Here is an 18,697-nt window from a genome sequence, read left to right as displayed (position 1 = left end):
TGGCCGGCGGCGCCGTGCACGGTCAGGACTGCTTTGGACGGGTGCGGTCGGGCAGCCTGATGCCGTATCGCGCCACCTTGCGGTAGACGCTCGCGCGGCTCATGCCGAGTCGCTCCGCGGCCTGTACCACGGTGGTGCCCGGTTCGGTCAGACAGCGCACGATCTCGTCGCGTTCGAGTTCCTGTAGGCGACCCAGGCGCCGGACGGCATCGGTGAAGACCTCCGCCGGAAGGTGATGGGTGTCGATGACTTCGGTGCGGGACGCCGCGTTGCGGATGACCTGGCGGAGCTGCCTGACGTTCTCGGGCCAGTCGTAGGCGGTGAGCGCGCGTTCGGCGGCGGGCGTGAAGGTGACCGCGTGTCCGCGGTGCTGGCGGGCGAAGTGATGGGCGAGGGGCATGACGTCGTCCGGGCGGCTGCGCAGGGCGGGCACCTCGACCACGGTGTCGACCAGTGGAGCAAGCGCTTCCGGGATGGCGGAATAACTCTCCGCGGTCATGGCGAACGGCTGTAGACGGCCGGGCGTGCCCCCGTCCGTCCGCCGCGCTCGCCTGAACACGCGCGCCAGTTCGGCGGCCGTCCACGCCGGCAGGGCATCCACCCCGGAGACGATGACGCAGGTGCTGTCCTTGTCGAGCTCCGGAGTCCACAGTGTCAGCCAGCCGGGTGCGTCGTCCGGGGCGGGCGGCCGGGCACTCAGAACGCGCTCGCGTGGCTCCGTCTGCCGACGGGCGAGGGAGATCAGCGCGGTCTTGCCCGCTCCGGGCTCACCCACGGAAGCGACGATCCGTCCGTGGGCCAGCGCGGCGCATGCCGTCGCGACGGCCTTGTTCCAGCTGTGAGAAACCGTGGCGTGGGGGTCCTCGTGCTGCTGGAAGCGGTCGGCGTACACGCGGAACACTTCCCCGCGTGGGGTCGGCCGGGGCCTCCGGCCGGTTCCGCGCGCCAGCATCAGCGCTGTCGTGTTCCCGGCGGTGGCCTGGGCGAGCGCCAGCAGCAGCTCCGACGAGGAGTCGGACCAGGTGGTGAGGTTGACGCTGCCGGCGAGAGAGCCGGTGTTCGGGTCGAGGATCGGGACCGCGGCGCAGGTGTATCCGCGCAATGCCGTGCAGTAGTGCTCATCGGCCCGCACCAGTGACGGGGTGCGGTCGGCCAGGGCGAGGCCGAGCCCGTTGGTGCCGGCGTTGCGTTCGGCGAAATAGAAACCCGGCGCCAAGTTGACCCGGTCGAGCGACCGGTTGATCGAGGGGTCGTCGCACAGCCTGCACAGTACGAGACCGTCACAATCGGTGATCATCATGCTGACCGGCTCGTTGGCGAGCGTCCTGTGCAGCCCCTGGAGCACCTCGTGGCCGCACTCGTAGAGCAGGGAGGCCGTGTCCACCGAGCCCGTGAACACGGGCCGCATGTCCTCCGGCGACAGCCCGTAGTGCTCGCTGCGCTGCCATGACGCGCGCAGCCGCGGCCCCAGCACCGCGACCTCGCGGCCCGCCGCGCCGGCGGTGGCCTCCATCGATGGCTTGGGTATGTCCACGTTCGACCTCCGGGACGCGTCCTTGCGTCTGCACCGGTCACGCTACGCGGCGTGTGTGCGGCCGTCGCCGGTGCGCGTGTCTCAAAGTGAGACACGCGGCACCTCCCCGACGTCCCTCGGTGCTTCCTACGGTCCCTTCCTAACGAGCCGAGGGCCGCCAGGAAACATGGAGGGACGCACATGTACAGCAAGGACGGCGAGAGCTACTTCATCGTGGACGCCCATATCGCGCTGTGGGACGCCCGCCCCGAGAACCAGCTCAACGTGCACGGGAAGCAGTTCATCGACTGCTTCTACGACTACCACCGCAACCTCAGCCCGGAGTCGGAGCTGTGGTCGTACGAGGAGTACCTGTACTACGGTGGTGAGCGTCTGATGAAGGACCTGTTCACCGACGGGTACGTCGACCACGCCATCTTCCAGCCGGCCCGGCTCGGTGCCTTCTACCGCAACGGCTTCGGGCAGACGGAGGAAGCGTTCGCGCTGGCCCGGCAGCACCCCGACAAGCTCACCTACAACCACTGCTGGGACCCCCGCTTCGAGCAGGCCGGTCTCGACCAGTTGCGACGGGACGCCGAGCGCTTCGGCCTGAAGGGCGCCAAGCTGTACACGGCCGAGTGGCACGGGGACTCGCGCGGCTACAAGCTGGACTCCCCCTGGTCCCGCCGCTACCTGGAGACGGCACAGGAGCTGGGCATCAAGAACATCCACATCCACAAGGGCCCCACCATCCGGCCGCTGGATCGCGACGCCTTCGACGTGGCGGACGTCGACCAGGTCGCCACCGACTTCCCTGAGCTGAACTTCGTCGTGGAGCACTGCGGATTGCCGCGCCTGGAGGACTTCTGCTGGATCGCCACGCAGGAACCCAATGTGCACGCCGGTCTGGCGGTCGCGATGCCCTTCATCCACACGCGTCCGCGCTACTTCGCCCAGATCATCGGGGAGTTGCTCTACTGGCTGGACGAGGACCGCATCCAGTTCTCCAGCGACTACGCGCTGTGGACACCCCGCTGGCTCGTGGAGAGGTTCGTCGACTTCCAGATTCCCCAGGACATGGACGAGTACCCGCCGCTCACCGTCGCTCAGAAGAAGAAGATCCTCGGGCTGAACGCCGCCGCCATGTACGACATACCGGTGCCCGCCGCATACCAGCTCGCGCCTGCCGTGGCGGCCTGACATGTCCGCCCAGTCGCTCGAGCGTGCCGTGTACGCGGCGCTGGGGGAGGTCTACGACCCCGAGCTGGACGAGCCGATCACCGACCTCGGTTTCGTACGGTCCGTGGGCTCGACGGACGAGGGACGGGTGACCGTCCACCTGCGCCTGCCGACCTCCTTCTGCTCCCCGAACTTCGCCTATCTCATGGCCTCGGACGCCAAGGACGCCGTAACGGCGCTCGCGGACGTGACGGAGGCCGCCGTCCTGCTCGACGACCACCACGACTCCGAGCTGATCAACCGCGGTCTGGCCGCGGACGCGGGCTACCGGGGCACCTTCGGCGCCGAGGCCGAGTCCGACTTGGAGGAGTTGCGGGAGACCTTCCGCCGCAAGGCGCACACCGCGGCGATGGAACGGACGCTGACCTCGCTGCTGCGGCAACGCCCCGAACTCGCCGAGGAGCACATCCACGACGTGGTGCTCGGTGATCTCCCCGACGCACCGGCGACCCGGGCGCTGCTGCGCCGCCGCACCGACCTGGGCCTTGGCACCGCGTCGACGGACCCCGTCCTGGTGGACGAGCACGGACACCGCTTCCCGCCCGGAGAGATCCCGCTGCGACTGCGCTTCGCCCGCGCGGTGCGGATCTCGATCGAGGGCAACGCGCACTTCTGCCGCGGCCTGCTGCGCACCCGCTATCCCGATTCCGCGGCCGACCAGACCCCACGTGCGGAGGAACCCGCGTACGCCGCCTCCTCCACATGCTCGGCCACGCATTCCCCCATGAACCACCCCGCGAAGGAGAACGTCTCATGAAGGCAGTCCAGGTCGTCGGCTACCACCAGAACCTCGTCATGGCCGATGTCCCGGCTCCCGAGGTCACCGGCCCGTTCGACGTGATCGTCAGGATCGGCGGCGCGGGCGTGTGCCGCACCGATCTGCACATCCTCGAAGGGCAGTGGGCCGAGAAGTCGGAGGTGACACTGCCCTACACCATCGGGCACGAGAACGCGGGATGGGTGCACGCGGTCGGCAGCGCCGTCACCAACGTCGCCGAGGGCGACAAGGTCATCGTCCATCCGCTGATCACCTGCGGACTGTGCCGGGCATGCCGACTGGGCGACGATGTGCACTGCGAGCAGAGCTCCTTTCCCGGCATCGACACCGCGGGCGGCTACGCCGAGTACCTGAAGACGTCGGCCCGAAGTGTCGTACGCCTGGGCGACTCCCTGGAGCCGTCCGCCGTCGCCGCCCTCGCCGACGCCGGGCTCACCGCCTACCACGCGGCGGCGAAGGCGGCACGCAAGCTCCGCCCGGGCGACCGGTGCGTCGTCATCGGCGCGGGCGGGCTCGGCCACATCGGTATCCAGGTGCTCAAGGCGCTCACCGCGGCCGAGATCGTCGTCGTCGACCGCAACGCCGAGGCGGTGAAGCTGGCCGAGACCATCGGTGCCGACCACGGTGTCGTCGCCGATGGGGGACAGGTGGAGGAAGTGCTGGAGCTGACTGGTGGCCAAGGCGCCGAGACCGTCATCGACTTCGTCGGCGAGGGCGGCGCGACCCGGGACGGGGTGCGGATGCTGCGCCGGGCGGGCGACTACCACGTGGTCGGGTACGGGGAGAACATCGACGTTCCGACCATCGACATCATCTCGACCGAGATCAACTTCATCGGCAACCTCGTCGGCTCCTACAACGACCTGCGCGAGCTCATGGTGCTCGCCGCACAGGACCGGGTCCGCCTGCACACCGTCAAGTACCCCCTCGACCGTTTCCAGGACGCCCTGGACGATCTCGATGCCGGACGGATCCGTGGACGCGCGATCCTCGTCCCCTGAAACCTCGGCAAGACCCTGGGAGCCAACGTCGACGGAGCAGCCCGCCTGACCCGCCGAGGGGCCGACACGCCGTGGTCGTGGGGAGGCGTAACCACGGCGCGCCGGCGCCCTCGACAGCGACGATGGATACGAAGACCACAGCCATGCGGAACACCTCCGTTCAGCCCACCACACCCACCGAGGAGCCTGAGATGATCTTCATCACCGCGAAGTTCCGCGTCCTGCCCGAGCACGCGGACCAGTGGCCGCAGATCGCTGCCGATTTCACCCGGGCGACGCGCGCCGAACCGGGCTGTCTCTGGTTCGACTGGTCGCGGAGCGTCGACGACCCGGCCGAGTACATCCTCGTGGAAGCCTTCCGCGACGACGAGGCGGGCGCTGAGCATGTCGGTTCCGAGCACTTCCGGACTGCCCGGACGACGCTGCCGCCCTACCTCGCCGAGACCCCGCGCATCATCAACACGACGATCCCGCAGGACGACTGGTCCCTGCTCGGAGAGATGGCCGTTTCGGACCACGGCTGACCGCCCCGTCACACGCTCGCCGTGCGCGCTCGTACGGCAACTCGGACCGGCCGGCCGGAGTGGACATGCTGGTGGAGGGCGACGGCTGCCCGCGGAAGCCGACCAAGCCACGGCGTGCGGTGGCGCGGGCGCACCTATACCGCTTCATGGATGACCGGCCAGGCCGGCCGTACCGTCAAGGTGCGCGCTCCACACGGGTCCGGGCTCCAGCACGGGGCGCCGTGGACCGGAACGGCCCACCTCAAGTAGCGCGGTGGTTTTGCCGGTGGTGGCGGGCTCGGTGACGAACTGTGAGTAGTCAGGCCAGGCGTCCCTCCAACGGGCGCGGTGCCTGGCCCGGCTGTGCTGCCCCTCCCGGCGGAAAGAGCCGACAGCTCGATCCGCCCCGTGACCGTCGCGGTGGACCACGACGGGCGGGAGGTGACCGGCCGCAGATCGAGCACCTAAGGGTGACGGGGGCGAGTGCGGCGTACTTCGTCGTTGGCCGTCCGCGGCTGCTTCCGCGTATCGGCCCAGGTCGCCAGCAGGGTGAGACCGTCAGCGCTGGGCGTACCGGGATCCGCGGTGTAGGTGGTGATGGAGATGTGCGGGTCGCCGGGCAGTGCGAAGTCGTCGTGGGCGAGGTCCATCCTGCCGACGGCCGGGTGGTTGACGATCTTGCGTCCGCGTGAGTGGCGGCGCACGTTGTGCTTGGCCCAGCGGGTGCTGAAATCGGTGCCGCGCGTGGAGAGCTCGCCGATGAGTTCGGTCACCCGCTTGTCCAGCGGGTCGCGCCCGGCGGTCGCGCGGAGTACCGCGACCAGCTGGTTCTTCGCCTCGTCGATGTCGGCGTAGAAAGCCTCCGCACGCGGGTCGAGGAACACGTACCGGGCGATGTTCGGTGGCTGCTGGCCCATGGTGAACAGGTCGGCGTACAGCGGAGGTGCGCTTGGGGCGCTTGCGGCGTGAGCCGGGCGCGACCCTGCGTGCCGGGTCGTACAGGTGGGCACGCTCGTCGTCGTCGAGCTGGAGCGCCCGGGCGATCGAGTGGAGGACGCTCTCGGACGCGCCGCCGAGCTGGCCGCGCTCCATGCGGATGTAGTACTCGACGCTGAGGCCCGAGAGCATCGCGACTTCCTCGCGCCGCAGCCCTTTGACGCGACGGCACCTCCGACGTAGGGCAGACCCGCCTGCCCGGGGGTGATCCTCGCCCGGCGGTGTCATTCATGCCCCGGGTGATGTCCGGGCGGAAGAGCGTAAGAACCCCACGATCGTCGCGCCGACGGATGCCATCATCCGCGTGTCGGCCACCTGCGTGCGCGGTTCCGACCTGTGGGACTACCGCGGCGTCAACGACGTGACACAACCGGCCCCGATGGTGCTGGGGACGGGCTGGTTCGGCGCCGTGGCCGATGAGGGATACAAGGCGATGGACGAGCGCCGCGCCATCAAAACCTTGCTGAAGCCCTGACCCCTCACTCACCGACTCCAGCCGCCCGCGCCCGGGACCTCGAACATCCTGGGCAGGATGCGGGACCTTGATTTGATTCGACGGGAGAACACCATGAACCCCACCTACGACTTCTCCGGGCAGGTGGCCCTGGTCACCGGCGCCGCCTCCGGCATGGGCCTGGCCGCCGCCAGTGCCTTCGCCGACTCCGGCGCCGCCGTGGCCTGGCCGACCTCGACCACGATGCCGTCCACAACGCAGCCGAGGAGATCACCGGCCGCGGGCGGCGGGCGATCGGTGTCGTCTGCGACGTCACCGACGAACAGCGGGTGGAAGCGGCGGTGCGGCGCGCGGTGACGGAGTACGGCCGCCTGGACATGGCGTTCAACAACGCCGTCAACCTGCGCGGCGTCTGGGCGGCGATGAAGCACGAACTGCGGCAGATGCGCGAGCAGGGCAGCGGCGCCATCGTCAACTGCTCGTCCCTGGGCGGGCTCGTCGGGCTGCCCGAGCGTGCGGCCTAACACGCCTCCAAGCACGGCATGATCGGCCTGACCCGCAGCGCCGCGGTCGAGTACGCGCCCCGAGGTATCCGTATCAACGCCGTGTGCCCCGGTGTTATCGACACCCCGATGGTCGCCGACATGGTCGAGAACCAGGCCGAGGCCATGGCGGGGATCCTCAAGGAACAGCCCATCGGCCGACTGAGGGGAGCGGACGAGGTCGCAGCAGCCGTCCTGTGGCTATGCAGCCCCGGCGCCAGCTTCGTCACCGCAACAGCTCTCCCCGTCGATGGTGGCTTCACCGCCCACTGATGTCCGTTCACCGACGCACGCCCAGGCAGTACGCCCGCCCAGGCAGTACGCCCGCCCCTTTGGCCTCGATCACTCGATCAGACCACCTCGACCTGCACCCTGACAACGTGATGCTCACCCCGGAAGGGCCAGTAGTGATCGACTTCGCGCAACACCGAGTAAGGCCGCGTGGGGCATGGCCGCGGACGGCCACCGTCCCGGCCGGTTCGACGTGATCGGCGCGTTGAGCTGCCTGACCGGCATGGCGGTGATCATGTACGCCCCGCGCGGGCACTGACCGGACACGGCGTGCACCTGGCCTGCCGCCAAGACCCATAGGGCTGCGGGCTCCGGGCGGCGGGCCGGTACTCTGGTGGTCTGCGGCAGCCTGTGTGACTGCCGCGCGGTGGTGGGGCTCGCCGTACCCGAACCGCGGCATCGGTGCCGTCAACAGTCCCTACTTGTGACCAGACGCGCCCGCATGCCCGGGCGCCGCACGAGTAGGAGGCGCAACCGGCGATGAAAACCCGACGCGACCAGGCCATCGAGCCCACGGATCCCGACATCGATCTGTCGGTGCCTGCCCAGCGCCGCGAGCCGGCCCGAGGGCAGGCACCCGTGATCGCGGTGGTAGCGGTCGGCGGTGGGCTGGGGGCGATTGCCCGCTTCGGGGCCTCCCTGCTGTGGCCCACTCCAGCCGGTGCCTTCCCCTGGACCACCCTGCTGGTGAACGCGGTCGGGTGCGCGATGATCGGCGTGTTCATGGTGATCACCACCGATGTGTGGGCCGCGCACCGGCTGGTGCGGCCCTTCTTCGGCACCGGCGTGCTGGGCGGCTTCACCACCTTCTCCACCTACGCCGTCGACATCCAGCACCTGGTGCAGAGCGGCCATGCCCGCACCGGCCTGGCCTACCTGGCCGCCACCCTGCTCGCCGCGCTCGCGGCCGTGTGGGCGGCGGCTGCGGCGGCCCGCCGCCTGATCTCCTGGAGGACGACATGACGCGGCTGCACGGCTCCGCGCTACGGGTGACGATCTTCATCGGGGAGTGCGACACCTTCCACCACAGGCCGCTCTACAGCGAGATCGTCCACCGCGCTCACCGGGCCGGGCTGGCAGGCGCGAGCGTGTTCAAAGGCATTGAGGGCTTCGGCGCCTCCTCCCTGATCCACACCAGCCGGCTGCTGTCGCTGAGCGAGGACCTGCCGGTCGCGATCGTCATCGTCGATGAGGAGGCCCGCATCCGTGCCTTCCTGCCCCAGCTGGACGAACTCGTCGCCGAGGGGCTGGTGATCCTCGACGAGTGCGAGGTCATCCGCTACGCCGGACGCCACAAGGACAAGGAGGGGAGGGCCCGGTGAACTGGCTGCTGGTGGTGGCCGGCGCGATGGTCGGGGCACCGCTGCGCTACCTGACCGACCGCGCCGCACAGGCCCGGCACGACACCGTCTTCCCCTGGGGCACCTTCGCCGTCAACGTCACCGGCTGCCTGATCCTGGGTCTGCTCTCTGGCGCGGCCTCCTACGGCGCCGTCTCCCACTCCCCGCAGCTGCTGCTCGGTACCGGCTTGTGCGGGGCGCTGACCACCTACTCGACGTTCTGCTACGAGACGCTGCGCCTGGCCGAGGGCGGGGCGCGATTCTTCGCCGCGGCCAACGTGATCGCCGGCGTGGTCGCCGGGCTCGGTGCCGCGTTCGTCGGCGCGGCCTTCGCTCAGGCGGTGTGGGCATGACGCCGGCCACCGGGGCCGGGGCCGGGACAGGGACAGGGGCGGGGAGACCGGTGGGGATGCGGCCGTGGCGGTTCGTGGTGTGGTTCGGCACGGTCAGCCTGCTGGCCGACTTCGTCTACGAGGGCGCCCGCTCCGTCACCGGCCCGCTGCTCGCCTCGCTGGGGGCTTCCTCCTTGGTCGTCGGTGTGGTCACGGGTGCGGGTGAGGCGGCGGCGCTGGGGCTGCGGCTGGTCTCCGGGCCGCTTGCGGATCGCACCCGCCGCTTCTGGGGCCTGGCGATTGCCGGATATGCGCTGACGGTGGTCTCGGTGCCGCTTCTGGGTGTGGCGGGGGTGCTGTGGGCGGCCTGTGTGCTGGTGATCGCCGAGCGGGTCGGCAAGGCAGTGCGCTCTCCGGCCAAGGACACCCTGCTCTCGCATGCCACCGCGGCCACCGGCCGCGGAAGGGGTTTCGCCGTCCACGAGGCCATGGACCAGATCGGCGCCCTGGTGGGCCCGCTGCTGGTGGCCGGGGTGCTCGCGCTCACCGGTGACGATTACGCCCCCGCCCTGGGCGTCCTGGCCGTGCCCGGCGTGGCGGCCCTGGGAGTGCTGGTCTGGCTGCGGACCCGCGTCCCCGACCCCGAGGCCTACGAGCGTGCGGCGGTTCCGAAGACGCCGCAGGCCGCATCGGGGGGCCGCCTGCCGGCGGCGTTTTGGACGTATGCGGCGTTCACCGCGGCCACCACCGCCGGGTTCGCCACCTTCGGCGTGCTCTCCTACCACCTCGTCCAGCGCCACCTGCTGACCACCGCCTGGGTGCCCGTGCTCTACGCCGGCGCCATGGCCGTGGACGCCGTCGCCGCGCTCGCGACCGGCTGGCTGTACGACCGGCACGGTCCCCGGGTCCTGGTGGCCCTGCCGGTGCTGACCGCCGCGGTCGCGTGCCTGGCTTTCACCAACACCGTCGCGCTGGCCGCGGCCGGTTCGCTGGTGTGGGGCGCGGCCATGGGCATCCAGGAGTCCACCCTGCGCGCCATGGTGGCCGATGTGGTTCCCTCCGGGCGCCGGGCGACCGCCTACGGCATCTTCGCGGGCGTCGTCGGCGTCGCCAGCCTCGTGGGTGGTGCGCTGACCGGCGGCCTGTACGGCTACTCCATCCCCGTGCTGATCACCGTGGTCATGGTCATCCAGGGCCTCGCTCTGGCTCTCCTGGCCGTCACCGCCGCCCGTCGCACCAGGGCCGGGGCAGGGTGAGGCGGGCTATGAAGTACCTGTCAGATCCGTCGCACCGGCGCAAGACCGCCCGGCAGCTGAACAAGGGCGAGTGCATCAACTCCCCGCGCCGCCAACTGCACTACGCCCGCGAGGTGGCCGCCGAGGTCCTGGCGCATATCTCTCCGGCCCGCGGCTCTGCGGTGAACTACTACGGCTCGATCACCGTGGACTATGAACACGAACTCGCCCAGCCCGACGACCAAGGCGCCGCCGACCGCACTGGAGCCCCGCTCACTTGGCGGGCTCGCGATTGTAGAGCTTCTTGGCCCATAGGTAGCCGCCCAGAGCGATCAGGGCGCACCAACCGATGGCGAGGATTGCGCTGTTGTCGATCGGAGTGCCCATCAGCAGTCCGCGCAGGGTTTCGATGAACGGGGTGAACGGCTGGTACTCGGCGAACCACTTCAGCCCTCCGGGCATCGTGTCGGTGGGCCGCGCCGGTGTACGCGCTCCAGTTGGCCGCGAGAACTCGCTGTCCACGACGCCGCAGCCCTGTCCGCCGCCCCCGAGCCTCCGGGCACCGACCACTCCACCGGCTGATCTACCTCACCAGTTCCACCCATCGTGGCCAGGTTCCAAACGCCCGACACCAGGTCTCAGCTTGCCGCGTTCTCGGTGGCGGCGATCGTCTGGCGTAGAAGGCGGCGCGCGGTCTCCAGGTCGGCGGCGCGCTGGTCGAGGACGTTCAGCTGGTCGCGGAGGTGGTGAGAACGCCGGGGCAGGGGCGCAGTGTCGCTCCGTCGAAGGTGCAGGGCAGGACTTGGCGGATGATGCGGGTGGGCAGGCCGGCGGCCAGCAGGGCGCGGATGCGCCGCACCGTCTGAACCATCTGTTCGTCGTAGTCGCGATAGCCGTTGGCGCGGCGCTGTGAGTGGATCAGCTCCATCCGCTCGTAGTAGCGCAGCAGGCGTTCGCTGACTCCTGTACGACGCGACAGCTCCCCAACCAGCACCGACCCGCTCCCTCCAGCTTGACCTTCCCACGGTGTCAGGGAGCAACAGTGCACTGGTCGGCCGCATTCCGGGCCGGTCGTCAAGACGGGAGCAAACATTGATCATCGATGCGCACAGCCACGTCCACGACCCCGTCGAGGCACATGTGGGACTACTGGACGAGGCCGGGGTGGACCGCGCCGTGCTGTTCGCCTCCCGTCCACACCCGGAGCGGGCCGGAGACCTCCCCGCGCTGCGCCGGGAAATGGCGATCCTGGACCAGGCCATCGGAGGCCGGGCCGGCACGACCGAGGGATACCGCGGCGCGTGGCGGGAGCTGGACGCCGCACTCGCCGTACGGCCGGACCGGTTCATCGGCTTCCTGTCCGTGCCGCTCGATCTGGAGCCGGATCAGATTGCCGCGCTCGTGGAACGCGAGGTCGTGGGGCGTGGACCGCACGGGATCGGAGAGCTGACGCCGCCGCCGGGCCGGGCAGGGATGATCGAACCGGTGCTCGAGGCGGCGGCCGATCATGGAAACCTGCCCGTGGTCGTGCATGGATTCGCCCCGACCACGGCGGACGATCTGGCGACGCTCTCGGCGCTCGCCGGGCGGTATCCGACGGTTCCGCTGGTGGTCAGCCAACTCGGAGGGCTGAACTGGATGGAGGCCATCGAACTGGTCCGGGACACCCCGAACATGTACCTGGAGCTGTCCACCGCCAACATCATCTTCGCGGTCCGGCTGGCCATCAAGGAGATCCCGGACCGGACCCTGTTCGGCTCGGACGCCCCGTACGGCGACCCGGTCCTCACCCGGGCAATGGTGGAGCGGGTCACCAGGCCGGGCGAGATACGCGACCGGGTACTCGGCGGAACCTTCACCGAATTGGCCGGACTCGACTGAGGTAGACCCGACCTCCCCAGACGCGAACTCGAAAGACTGAGCGCTTCAGGTGACGAATTTGGGGCGCAGCCCTGGGAAATGAGCGTTCGGTCCAGTGGGGCGGTCCAGGGTGACTTGCTTCGAAGGTCCGGGCGGCTCAGTTCAGCAAGGCAGCCGTGAAAGCCTCGTGGAGATCCGTCAGCCAGGTCTGCATACGGTCCCAGCGTTCCCATCCACCACGTTCGGCCAGTGCCTGGAGATAGACAGGGTCGCCGTCGGCTGCACGGCGGGCGACGAAGGCCCGGCAGACCTCCGTGGCCTGCTCGATGACGCCCGGCAACTCGGCGCGGTCCTGCGGCGAGAGGCCGTAGCTGTCGGCAAGGATCCGCAACCGCACGGGCGCGTCCAGCCCGGCGGGGTAGAGGGCAGCCGCGGATGCGGGGTCGACCATGGGCACCCAGTAGCGGGCGGTCATGGCGATGTCCCAGAGGGGACGGCCCGGGGCCGCCAGGTCGAAATCGATCAAAGCAGCAGCACGGCCGTCGCGGAAGACGACATTGTCGGGGCACACGTCGTTGTGGCACAGCATCGTTCCCCCCTCCGGGTCGGCAAGGTCCTGGGGCCACCTGGCACGAGTGTCGACCGCGATGGCCGCGCCGGCCTCGTGCAGGCGCCGCAGCAGTGCCCCGACCGATCCCAGGGCGGTCTTCGTCATCACCCAGTCCGCGAATGGCGGCAGAGCGACGTCACCGGGGATGAAGGTCAGCTGCTCACGGCCATCCTGGGTGAGCCCGACAGGAGCCGGCGCCGCGTCGAAGCCATGCACCTTCAGCGCACGGAGATAGGCATGCAGCGCGAGAGCGTTGCGCGGCGCCGGGCGCTCCACCAACGCACCCCGGCGGAAGACCGCCCCCGCGTTCGCCATGCCGCCGACCAGCGCCTCGCCCTCAGCCGTCATGGCGGCCACGCTACCGCCAGATCGACCCGCGAGGACCGGCGCACTCGTCGTGCAACCGCCCACCTCCCCGCTGTGCGACCTCGATCTGGCCGGCATCGGGCTCGGGCTGCTGACGGTCAGGGGTGTCGCCACCTTCTCGCCACTCAGTGCGCAGGCCACGCGCCTCTGCGGCGCGTTCACCGCCGGCGTGGGCAAGGCCCGCGTACCGACGCATGCGCCCACTATGGGAAACACTCCACGACGCGTTCCTCCAGCACGCCCTCAACCGCGTGCCCACCAGCGGCTGGCGCGACCGGCTGTTCCTGCGCGGCACCCACTACCGCTACTACCGCAGGGCACTGGTGCGCGGGGACAGGATCGTGGAACCATCATCAACATCGGTTCCATGGGCGGCCGGTTCGCTACACCGCTCGGTGTCGCGTGACCAGCTTGCGAGCCTGTCTCTGACCCAGTTCGGCGGGGTGTTTGAGTCCCTTCTCGTGGGCGGGGCGTGTGGATGCCCTGCCGGTGGCCGCGCACACGTCCTCTATCCCACGGCTGCGCGGTTCGGACAGCACCGCCATCCAAGTACCGGTTGGGGCGGTTCGCCTACGCCAGGCCCTGGTACGTCATCGCGACGAGTTGGCTGGCGGTGGTATCCGCCGTGGTGGCCCTGCTCACGATCAACCCCGTCAAGCTGAGCAACGAGGTGCGCATCGACGGCACCCCTGCACAGGACGTCATCGATGATCTGGCCACGTCCCTGCCCGAAGCGTCCGGCGGACAGGGGATGGTGGCATTCCGCGCACGGAACGGGACGCGGGTCGACGGCAAGGACAGCCGCGCCGCCCTCATCGCCGCGGTGAACGCGGTCTACCGCCACGATCACGTCATCGACGCGCGCAAAGTCCTCGCCGATGAGCTGTCCAAGGGCGAGAAGAGCCCACTGTTACGGGCCCGGGGCGCGGTGGGCGAAGCCACCGGGCAGCCGACGGGAGGCAAAGCGCCGACTGCCCTACAGGCCGACGGCCGACCCGCCAACGGCATCGCCCTCATCCCCGACGAAAGAGCCGTCATCCTCGCTATTCGGGTTCAGAATCGCCCTCTCAGCGGTGTATGGAAAGTCTGTCCCACTTCGATACAGACAGGTGACCAGCACGACTCCTGAAAACCGAAGTCAGGTGAGGCGGTCACCAGCTGCGGGAGCCATCCGACTCGTTCTCGTTGACGGACTTCGCCACCGTGGAGCGGCGATGGGTGTCGACCGCGGGCGCCAGCAAGACGGCGGAAGCGACGAAGAGGAGTACCACCAACATGGCCGAGCGGAGTCCGAAGTGGTCGCCGAGGAAGCCGAGGCCGGGCGGCCCGACGAGGAAGGCGACATAGCCGATCGTGGCCACCAGGCTGACACGGGCGGTCTGTTCAGGGCCGGAATCACCCGCAGCGGACAGCGCGACGGGGAAGCCCAGCGATGCTCCGAGCCCCCAGAACAGCACCGCCGCCCCCGCCAGCACGACGTTGTCCGAGAAAATCACGAGGAGCAGGCCCAGCGCCCCCGAGACGGCACTCGCCCGCACGACCGACGTCCGCCCGAAATGGTCGAGGAAGAACGAGCCCGTGAAGCGGCCGAGGGTCATGGCGGCGGCGAACCCGGCATAGACCAGAGATCCCAGCGCGGCGTCCAGATCGTGCCCGTCCACCATAAGCAGGGGGAGCCAGTCGTTGGCGGACCCTTCGGCCAAAGCCATGGCCAGCACGATCCCGCCGATCAGGATGAGCCTGCGATCCTTCCAGACCTTGGGCCGGGAACGGGTGGCGCCTTCCTCCGCCTGGGTCGGTGCGCCAAGACCAGTACCCGAGGGCACGGAGCGGATGGCGTACCAGAAGATCAGGACTGATATGAGGGTGACCGCCGCCAGATGCCAGTGCACTGGCACGCCGATGGCCGTGACCGCCATACCCGCACCGGCGCCGATTACCGTGCCCAGGCTGAAGCAGCCGTGCAGGATGGGCATCGTCGTCACACCGGTGATCCGCTCCACATCGGCAGCATCGACATTGACGGCAACATCCCCCGACCCTATGCCCGCGCCGAATAGGCACAGTCCCGCCATGACCACCGGCACCGACGCGGTCAGACTGCCCGCGCTGATCGTGACCATACCCACGATGACCAGCCCCGTGCCCCAGGCGGTCACCGGCCGCGTACCGAACCGGGAGACCAGATGTCCCGAACACAGGATCCCGGTCATCGAACCGAGTGACAGTCCGAAGAGCACCAGCCCCATCTGACCGGTGGTCACCTCCAGCCGGTCCCGGATATCGGGCGTGCGGGTCACCCACGACGACATCGCGATGCCCGGCAGGAGGAAGAACAGGAATAACGCCTCACGGCGCCGACGCATGACCTGATCCATGAAGATAAGACTCCGCGGGAGCAGAACGACCGGGGTCGGGCATTGGTAGCACCCATATGACTTGTAAAAATGTACACGCCTGGCCGGATGGAGAAAGTAGCGCTTCCACAATGACGGAAAACACACCCGTCACACGGCGAGACCGGATCCTCGACGCCGCGCTGGAGAGCCGAACGCGGCGTCATCAGTGCTACCGTGCCCTGCTGGAAGCGGCGCGGCCGCCCCAGGAGGTCCGGGAAGCCGTGGTCGACATCAGTTGCGGCGAAGCCTGGACAGCGATCGGGACCCGCTACTCGCCTACGAGTTATGCACCCTCGCGGGCGTGCGTACAGCAGGGGCATTGCATGAACCCGGCGAACCTCGTTCATGCAATGCCCCTGAGCCGTGGGGCGGGGCGATCTGACGGATGCTGAGTGGGAACGGCTGCGGCCGCCGTTCTTACCGGTCAGCAATGGGTGTTGTGGTCGGCCCCGGGATTACCGGCAGGTGATCGAACGGGATTCTGCACCGGGTGCGGACTGGTCGCGCTGACTCACTCAGCCGGCGAAGTGGGCGAAGAGTCCGGGCCGAGCCGGATCTCGGTCCAGATCGTCTTTCCGTCCGGTGTGTATCGAGTGCCCCAGCGGGCTGTCAGCTGGGCGACGAGGAAGAGGCCTCTACCGCCTTCGTCGTCCAGCCCGGCTCGGCGCAGATGCGGTGAGGTGTGGCCGCAGTCGGAGACCTCGCAGATCAGTACGCGGTAGCCGTCGCGCAGCAGCCTCAGGCACAGCGGAGCGTTTCCGTAGCGGATCGCGTTGGTCACCAATTCGCTGACGATCAGCTCCACGACGAAACCGACCTCGTCGAGGTCCCAGGCGGCGAGTTGTCGCAGGCACTGTGCCCTTGCCCGAGCCACCTCGGCCGGATCGGCGGGGATGCTCCAAGCGGCCATGCTGTCCTCGGCCAGCGCATGGACACGGACGAGCAGCAGTGCGGCGTCGTCCTGTGCCTGGTCGCCGTCGGCCCAGCTGGCGATGGCCTCGCAGGCATCCGTCGGCGTGATACCAGGACGTTCGAGCACACGACATAGATGGGCCACACCGGCGTCGATGTTCCCGTGTCCGTCGTTGACGAGCCCGTCGGTGAACAGGGCGAGCGTGCTGCCGGGGGCGAGCCGGACCTCCGTGCACTCGAACGGCAGGTCGGCGATGCCGAGCGGGGGACCGACCGGCACCGTGACGGGGTCGGTGGTCCCGTCCGGCGCGGCGACCACGGGGAGCAGGTGACCGGCGCTCGCCGTCGAGCAGACCTGGGAGGCCGGATCATACACGACGTACAGACATCTTGTACCCAGCGCCGGGTCCTCCGCCGGGTCGCCGTCGTCGGGGTGGATGCCGATCCGAGCCTGGGCGACCAGGTCGTCGAGCCGGGTCAGCAGTTCGCCCGGATCGAGATCCAGTGCCGCCAGGGCCCGAATCGTGGTCCTCAGGCGGCCCATGGTCGCCGTCGCCTGTAGCCCGTGCCCGGCCACGTCACCGACGACCAGGCCGACCCTTGCCCCGGACAGCGGGATCACGTCGTACCAGTCACCGCCGACGCCTGCCTGACTGGCCGCGGGCACGTAGTGGTGGGCGATGGCCACGCTGGCCGGCTGGGGCAGCCGACGGGGGAGGAGGGCGTGTTGCAGCGCCAGCGCCGTCGCGTGCTCACGTGCGAAACGCCATGCGTTGGTGATGCACACCGCCGCACGGGAGACCAGTTCGCCCGCCAGGTCTTGGTCCTCCGGGGTGAATGGATCCCGTGGGGCCAGCCGTGTGAACGTCGCCCGGCCGAACGTCGTGTCCCCGGCGCGCAACGGCAGGACCAGCTGTCGCCGACCGTCCGCCGGCCCTGACGCGTACTGTGGAACGAAGGTGTCATCGTCGGTGACGCTGCGTTGCGCGACGCACCGCAGCGGTGTGGACTGTGCGGCGTGCCTGGCCGGGAGGTCCTCGCCGAGCAGGAGGGACTCCGCGAGTTCGACCCTGATCTCGTCGGTGAAGCCGGGCACCGCCACCTCCGCCAGTTCCTGGGCCGTGCGCGCGGCGTCCAACGTCCTGCCGATGCTGCTGGCCCGGCTCAGCAGGGTCAACCGCTGCCGGGCCTCGTAGCGGGCGGTGATGTCGAAGGCGGCCTCACAGACCCCGAGCGGGCGGCCGTCGGTGTCCTCCAGGCGAAAGTAGGAGTTGGACCAGACACGCTGGTGGGTGGGGTCAGCAGGGGTCGGGCTGCGATAGTGGAGATCGGTTACCGGGGTGCCCGTTCGGAAGACTTCGGCGATCACGTCTTCCAGCGGACCCCGGTATTGCGGTGTGAGGACCTCTCCCTGTGGCAGCAGGTCGCTGACGTACCGGCCCTGCGTCTGCGCCGGTGTCAGCCCCACCTGCTCTTGGAGCGCGCCGTTGATCCAGACCACGCGCGCGTCAGGCCCGTAGACGGTCAGAACGATAGACGACCGTGCGACGAGGCCGTCCAGCACGGACTGGTCCGTCATCCAGTGGTGGAAACGATCGGCGGGAACCAATAGCACCAGCCAGAGCACACCGAGGTCCCGGTGGTCCAGCCGGCACACACGCAGGGCCGTGCGCACGGTGCCGCCGTGGCGATGCCGCAGGATCCGGATCTCGGTACGGCCGTGCTGCCGGTCGCGATCGGCCGGTTGGCCACCGTGTTCCGGCAGCAGACCGATCAGCCCGGAGGCGCCTCCGCCGGATCCAGGATCGTCCGGGGTTGCGAGCAACTGGCGGGCGGGGTGGCCCACTACTTCGGCGCTGGAGAAGCCGAACAACTGCTCCGCCGACGTGTTCCAGCCGACGACGGTCTCCCGGTGGTCCAGTACCGCGATGGCCGCCGTGACCGTGTCGAAGGGACTGTCGTGTGCGAGCTGCGCCGCTGTGACGGGTGCTGGCATAGAGGCCTGCCAGGGTGAGTGGCTCTCGGTGGCCAGGCTACGCCCGGCGCGCGGTATGCGCTGGGACGATGTCGGGCGCCTGCATTTGCGCTGCATATTTTGGACATTCATGGGCATGTCATGAAATCCGCCGTGCGGATCTCGAGGCCGAAGAGATTTCTGCGCCCTCTATGGCCAAGGGGAGTCAGGCTCGCTAACTTACGTTAGTAAGTCCGACGCTTCGGAACCCGGAGCCGTCAGGTCGCGCCAACCGGTCGGTGATGCGGGTGTGACCGAGGGCACCCGCACTTACCTCATCAAGGCTCGTGTACCGCGCCGGGCGGATGCCGC

General features: G+C 69.3%; 17 protein-coding genes and 4 pseudogenes. 14 read left to right on the top strand and 7 right to left on the bottom strand.

Annotation, left to right across the window (positions count from 1 at the left end):
- Positions 1–22 precede the first annotated feature (22 nt).
- Positions 23–1,513, bottom strand: a complete 1,491-nt coding sequence (locus tag ACJX2R_RS02100) for a GAF domain-containing protein (protein WP_413098463.1) — start codon at positions 1,511–1,513, stop codon at positions 23–25.
- A 201-nt stretch (positions 1,514–1,714) separates the two neighbouring features.
- On the opposite strand from ACJX2R_RS02100, the gene ACJX2R_RS02095 reads away from it, so the two are divergent.
- From ACJX2R_RS02095 to ACJX2R_RS02080, 4 genes are all read left to right on the top strand, one after another.
- Entirely contained in the window at positions 1,715–2,713 is a 999-nt protein-coding gene (locus ACJX2R_RS02095) for an amidohydrolase family protein (protein WP_262700749.1), read from the top strand.
- A gap of 1 nt (position 2,714) precedes the next feature.
- Positions 2,715–3,509 (top strand): iron-sulfur cluster assembly protein, encoded by a 795-nt coding sequence (locus tag ACJX2R_RS02090; RefSeq protein WP_413098462.1) that lies wholly within the window; start codon positions 2,715–2,717, stop codon positions 3,507–3,509.
- Complete coding sequence (locus ACJX2R_RS02085) at positions 3,506–4,531, top strand: NAD(P)-dependent alcohol dehydrogenase (protein WP_413098461.1); 1,026 nt, start codon at positions 3,506–3,508, stop codon at positions 4,529–4,531. Before ACJX2R_RS02090 ends, ACJX2R_RS02085 begins: the two co-directional genes overlap by 4 nt.
- 191 nt (positions 4,532–4,722) lie before the next feature.
- Complete coding sequence (locus ACJX2R_RS02080; protein ID WP_413098460.1) at positions 4,723–5,055, top strand: putative quinol monooxygenase; 333 nt, start codon at positions 4,723–4,725, stop codon at positions 5,053–5,055.
- 443 nt (positions 5,056–5,498) lie between these two features.
- Here ACJX2R_RS02080 and ACJX2R_RS02075 read toward each other — a convergent pair.
- Positions 5,499–6,239, bottom strand: a pseudogene (locus ACJX2R_RS02075) (helix-turn-helix transcriptional regulator).
- Between the two features lie 17 nt (positions 6,240–6,256).
- On the opposite strand from ACJX2R_RS02075, the pseudogene ACJX2R_RS02070 reads away from it, so the two are divergent.
- The 7 genes and pseudogenes from ACJX2R_RS02070 to ACJX2R_RS02040 all read left to right on the top strand — a co-directional run.
- Positions 6,257–6,454 (top strand): annotated as a pseudogene (locus tag ACJX2R_RS02070) (IMP dehydrogenase); the annotation flags it as partial.
- A gap of 144 nt (positions 6,455–6,598) precedes the next feature.
- Positions 6,599–7,299: pseudogene (locus ACJX2R_RS02065) on the top strand (SDR family oxidoreductase).
- Between the two features lie 166 nt (positions 7,300–7,465).
- Positions 7,466–7,576 (top strand): annotated as a pseudogene (locus tag ACJX2R_RS02060) (hypothetical protein); the annotation flags it as partial.
- A gap of 221 nt (positions 7,577–7,797) precedes the next feature.
- Positions 7,798–8,280 carry a fluoride efflux transporter CrcB gene (gene crcB, locus ACJX2R_RS02055; RefSeq protein ID WP_413098459.1) on the top strand — a complete coding sequence of 161 codons (483 nt, stop codon included), beginning with the start codon at positions 7,798–7,800 and terminating at the stop codon, positions 8,278–8,280.
- A complete protein-coding gene (locus ACJX2R_RS02050) occupies positions 8,277–8,639 on the top strand; it encodes a DUF190 domain-containing protein (protein ID WP_413098458.1) in 363 nt (120 codons plus the stop codon). The genes crcB (ACJX2R_RS02055) and ACJX2R_RS02050 overlap by 4 nt, the downstream gene beginning before the upstream one ends.
- The gene (gene crcB / locus ACJX2R_RS02045; RefSeq protein WP_413098457.1) at positions 8,636–9,010 is read left to right on the top strand and encodes a fluoride efflux transporter CrcB; all 375 of its coding nucleotides are present in this window, start codon (positions 8,636–8,638) and stop codon (positions 9,008–9,010) included. The genes ACJX2R_RS02050 and crcB (ACJX2R_RS02045) overlap by 4 nt, the downstream gene beginning before the upstream one ends.
- Positions 9,011–9,066: 56 nt before the next feature.
- Complete coding sequence (locus ACJX2R_RS02040) at positions 9,067–10,245, top strand: MFS transporter (RefSeq protein WP_413105753.1); 1,179 nt, start codon at positions 9,067–9,069, stop codon at positions 10,243–10,245.
- 252 nt (positions 10,246–10,497) lie between these two features.
- Here the strand turns inward: ACJX2R_RS02040 and ACJX2R_RS02035 are convergent, their stop codons facing one another.
- Together ACJX2R_RS02035 and ACJX2R_RS02030 are read right to left on the bottom strand one after the other, a co-directional pair.
- Positions 10,498–10,686 (bottom strand): hypothetical protein, encoded by a 189-nt coding sequence (locus tag ACJX2R_RS02035; protein WP_413098456.1) that lies wholly within the window; start codon positions 10,684–10,686, stop codon positions 10,498–10,500.
- Positions 10,687–10,951: 265 nt separating this feature from the next.
- Positions 10,952–11,218, bottom strand: coding sequence for a MerR family transcriptional regulator (locus ACJX2R_RS02030; RefSeq protein WP_413098455.1), 267 nt, complete (start codon positions 11,216–11,218; stop codon positions 10,952–10,954).
- A 98-nt stretch (positions 11,219–11,316) separates the two neighbouring features.
- On the opposite strand from ACJX2R_RS02030, the gene ACJX2R_RS02025 reads away from it, so the two are divergent.
- The gene (locus tag ACJX2R_RS02025; protein WP_413098454.1) at positions 11,317–12,105 is read left to right on the top strand and encodes an amidohydrolase family protein; all 789 of its coding nucleotides are present in this window, start codon (positions 11,317–11,319) and stop codon (positions 12,103–12,105) included.
- Between the two features lie 136 nt (positions 12,106–12,241).
- On the opposite strand, the gene ACJX2R_RS02020 is transcribed toward ACJX2R_RS02025, so the two are convergent.
- Positions 12,242–13,042, bottom strand: coding sequence for a phosphotransferase (locus tag ACJX2R_RS02020; RefSeq protein WP_413098453.1), 801 nt, complete (start codon positions 13,040–13,042; stop codon positions 12,242–12,244).
- Between the two features lie 122 nt (positions 13,043–13,164).
- Between ACJX2R_RS02020 and ACJX2R_RS02015 the strand changes: the two genes are divergently transcribed.
- Together ACJX2R_RS02015 and ACJX2R_RS02010 are read left to right on the top strand one after the other, a co-directional pair.
- Entirely contained in the window at positions 13,165–13,722 is a 558-nt protein-coding gene (locus tag ACJX2R_RS02015) for a DUF6545 domain-containing protein (protein ID WP_413098452.1), read from the top strand.
- Complete coding sequence (locus tag ACJX2R_RS02010; RefSeq protein WP_413106177.1) at positions 13,617–14,189, top strand: hypothetical protein; 573 nt, start codon at positions 13,617–13,619, stop codon at positions 14,187–14,189. The genes ACJX2R_RS02015 and ACJX2R_RS02010 overlap by 106 nt, the downstream gene beginning before the upstream one ends.
- Positions 14,190–14,211: 22 nt before the next feature.
- Here ACJX2R_RS02010 and ACJX2R_RS02005 read toward each other — a convergent pair whose 3' ends face one another.
- Together ACJX2R_RS02005 and ACJX2R_RS02000 are read right to left on the bottom strand one after the other, a co-directional pair.
- The gene (locus tag ACJX2R_RS02005; RefSeq protein ID WP_413105752.1) at positions 14,212–15,438 is read right to left on the bottom strand and encodes an MFS transporter; all 1,227 of its coding nucleotides are present in this window, start codon (positions 15,436–15,438) and stop codon (positions 14,212–14,214) included.
- Positions 15,439–15,970: 532 nt separating this feature from the next.
- The gene (locus ACJX2R_RS02000) at positions 15,971–18,367 is read right to left on the bottom strand and encodes a SpoIIE family protein phosphatase (RefSeq protein WP_413098451.1); all 2,397 of its coding nucleotides are present in this window, start codon (positions 18,365–18,367) and stop codon (positions 15,971–15,973) included.
- Positions 18,368–18,697: the final 330 nt, after the last annotated feature.

This window comes from Streptomyces sp. Inha503 (genome assembly GCF_047215865.1).
Lineage (GTDB): Bacteria > Actinomycetota > Actinomycetes > Streptomycetales > Streptomycetaceae > Streptomyces > Streptomyces lycopersici.
The sequence above is the reverse complement of the archived record's forward strand: the minus strand, read 5'-3'. Positions and strand labels throughout refer to the sequence as shown.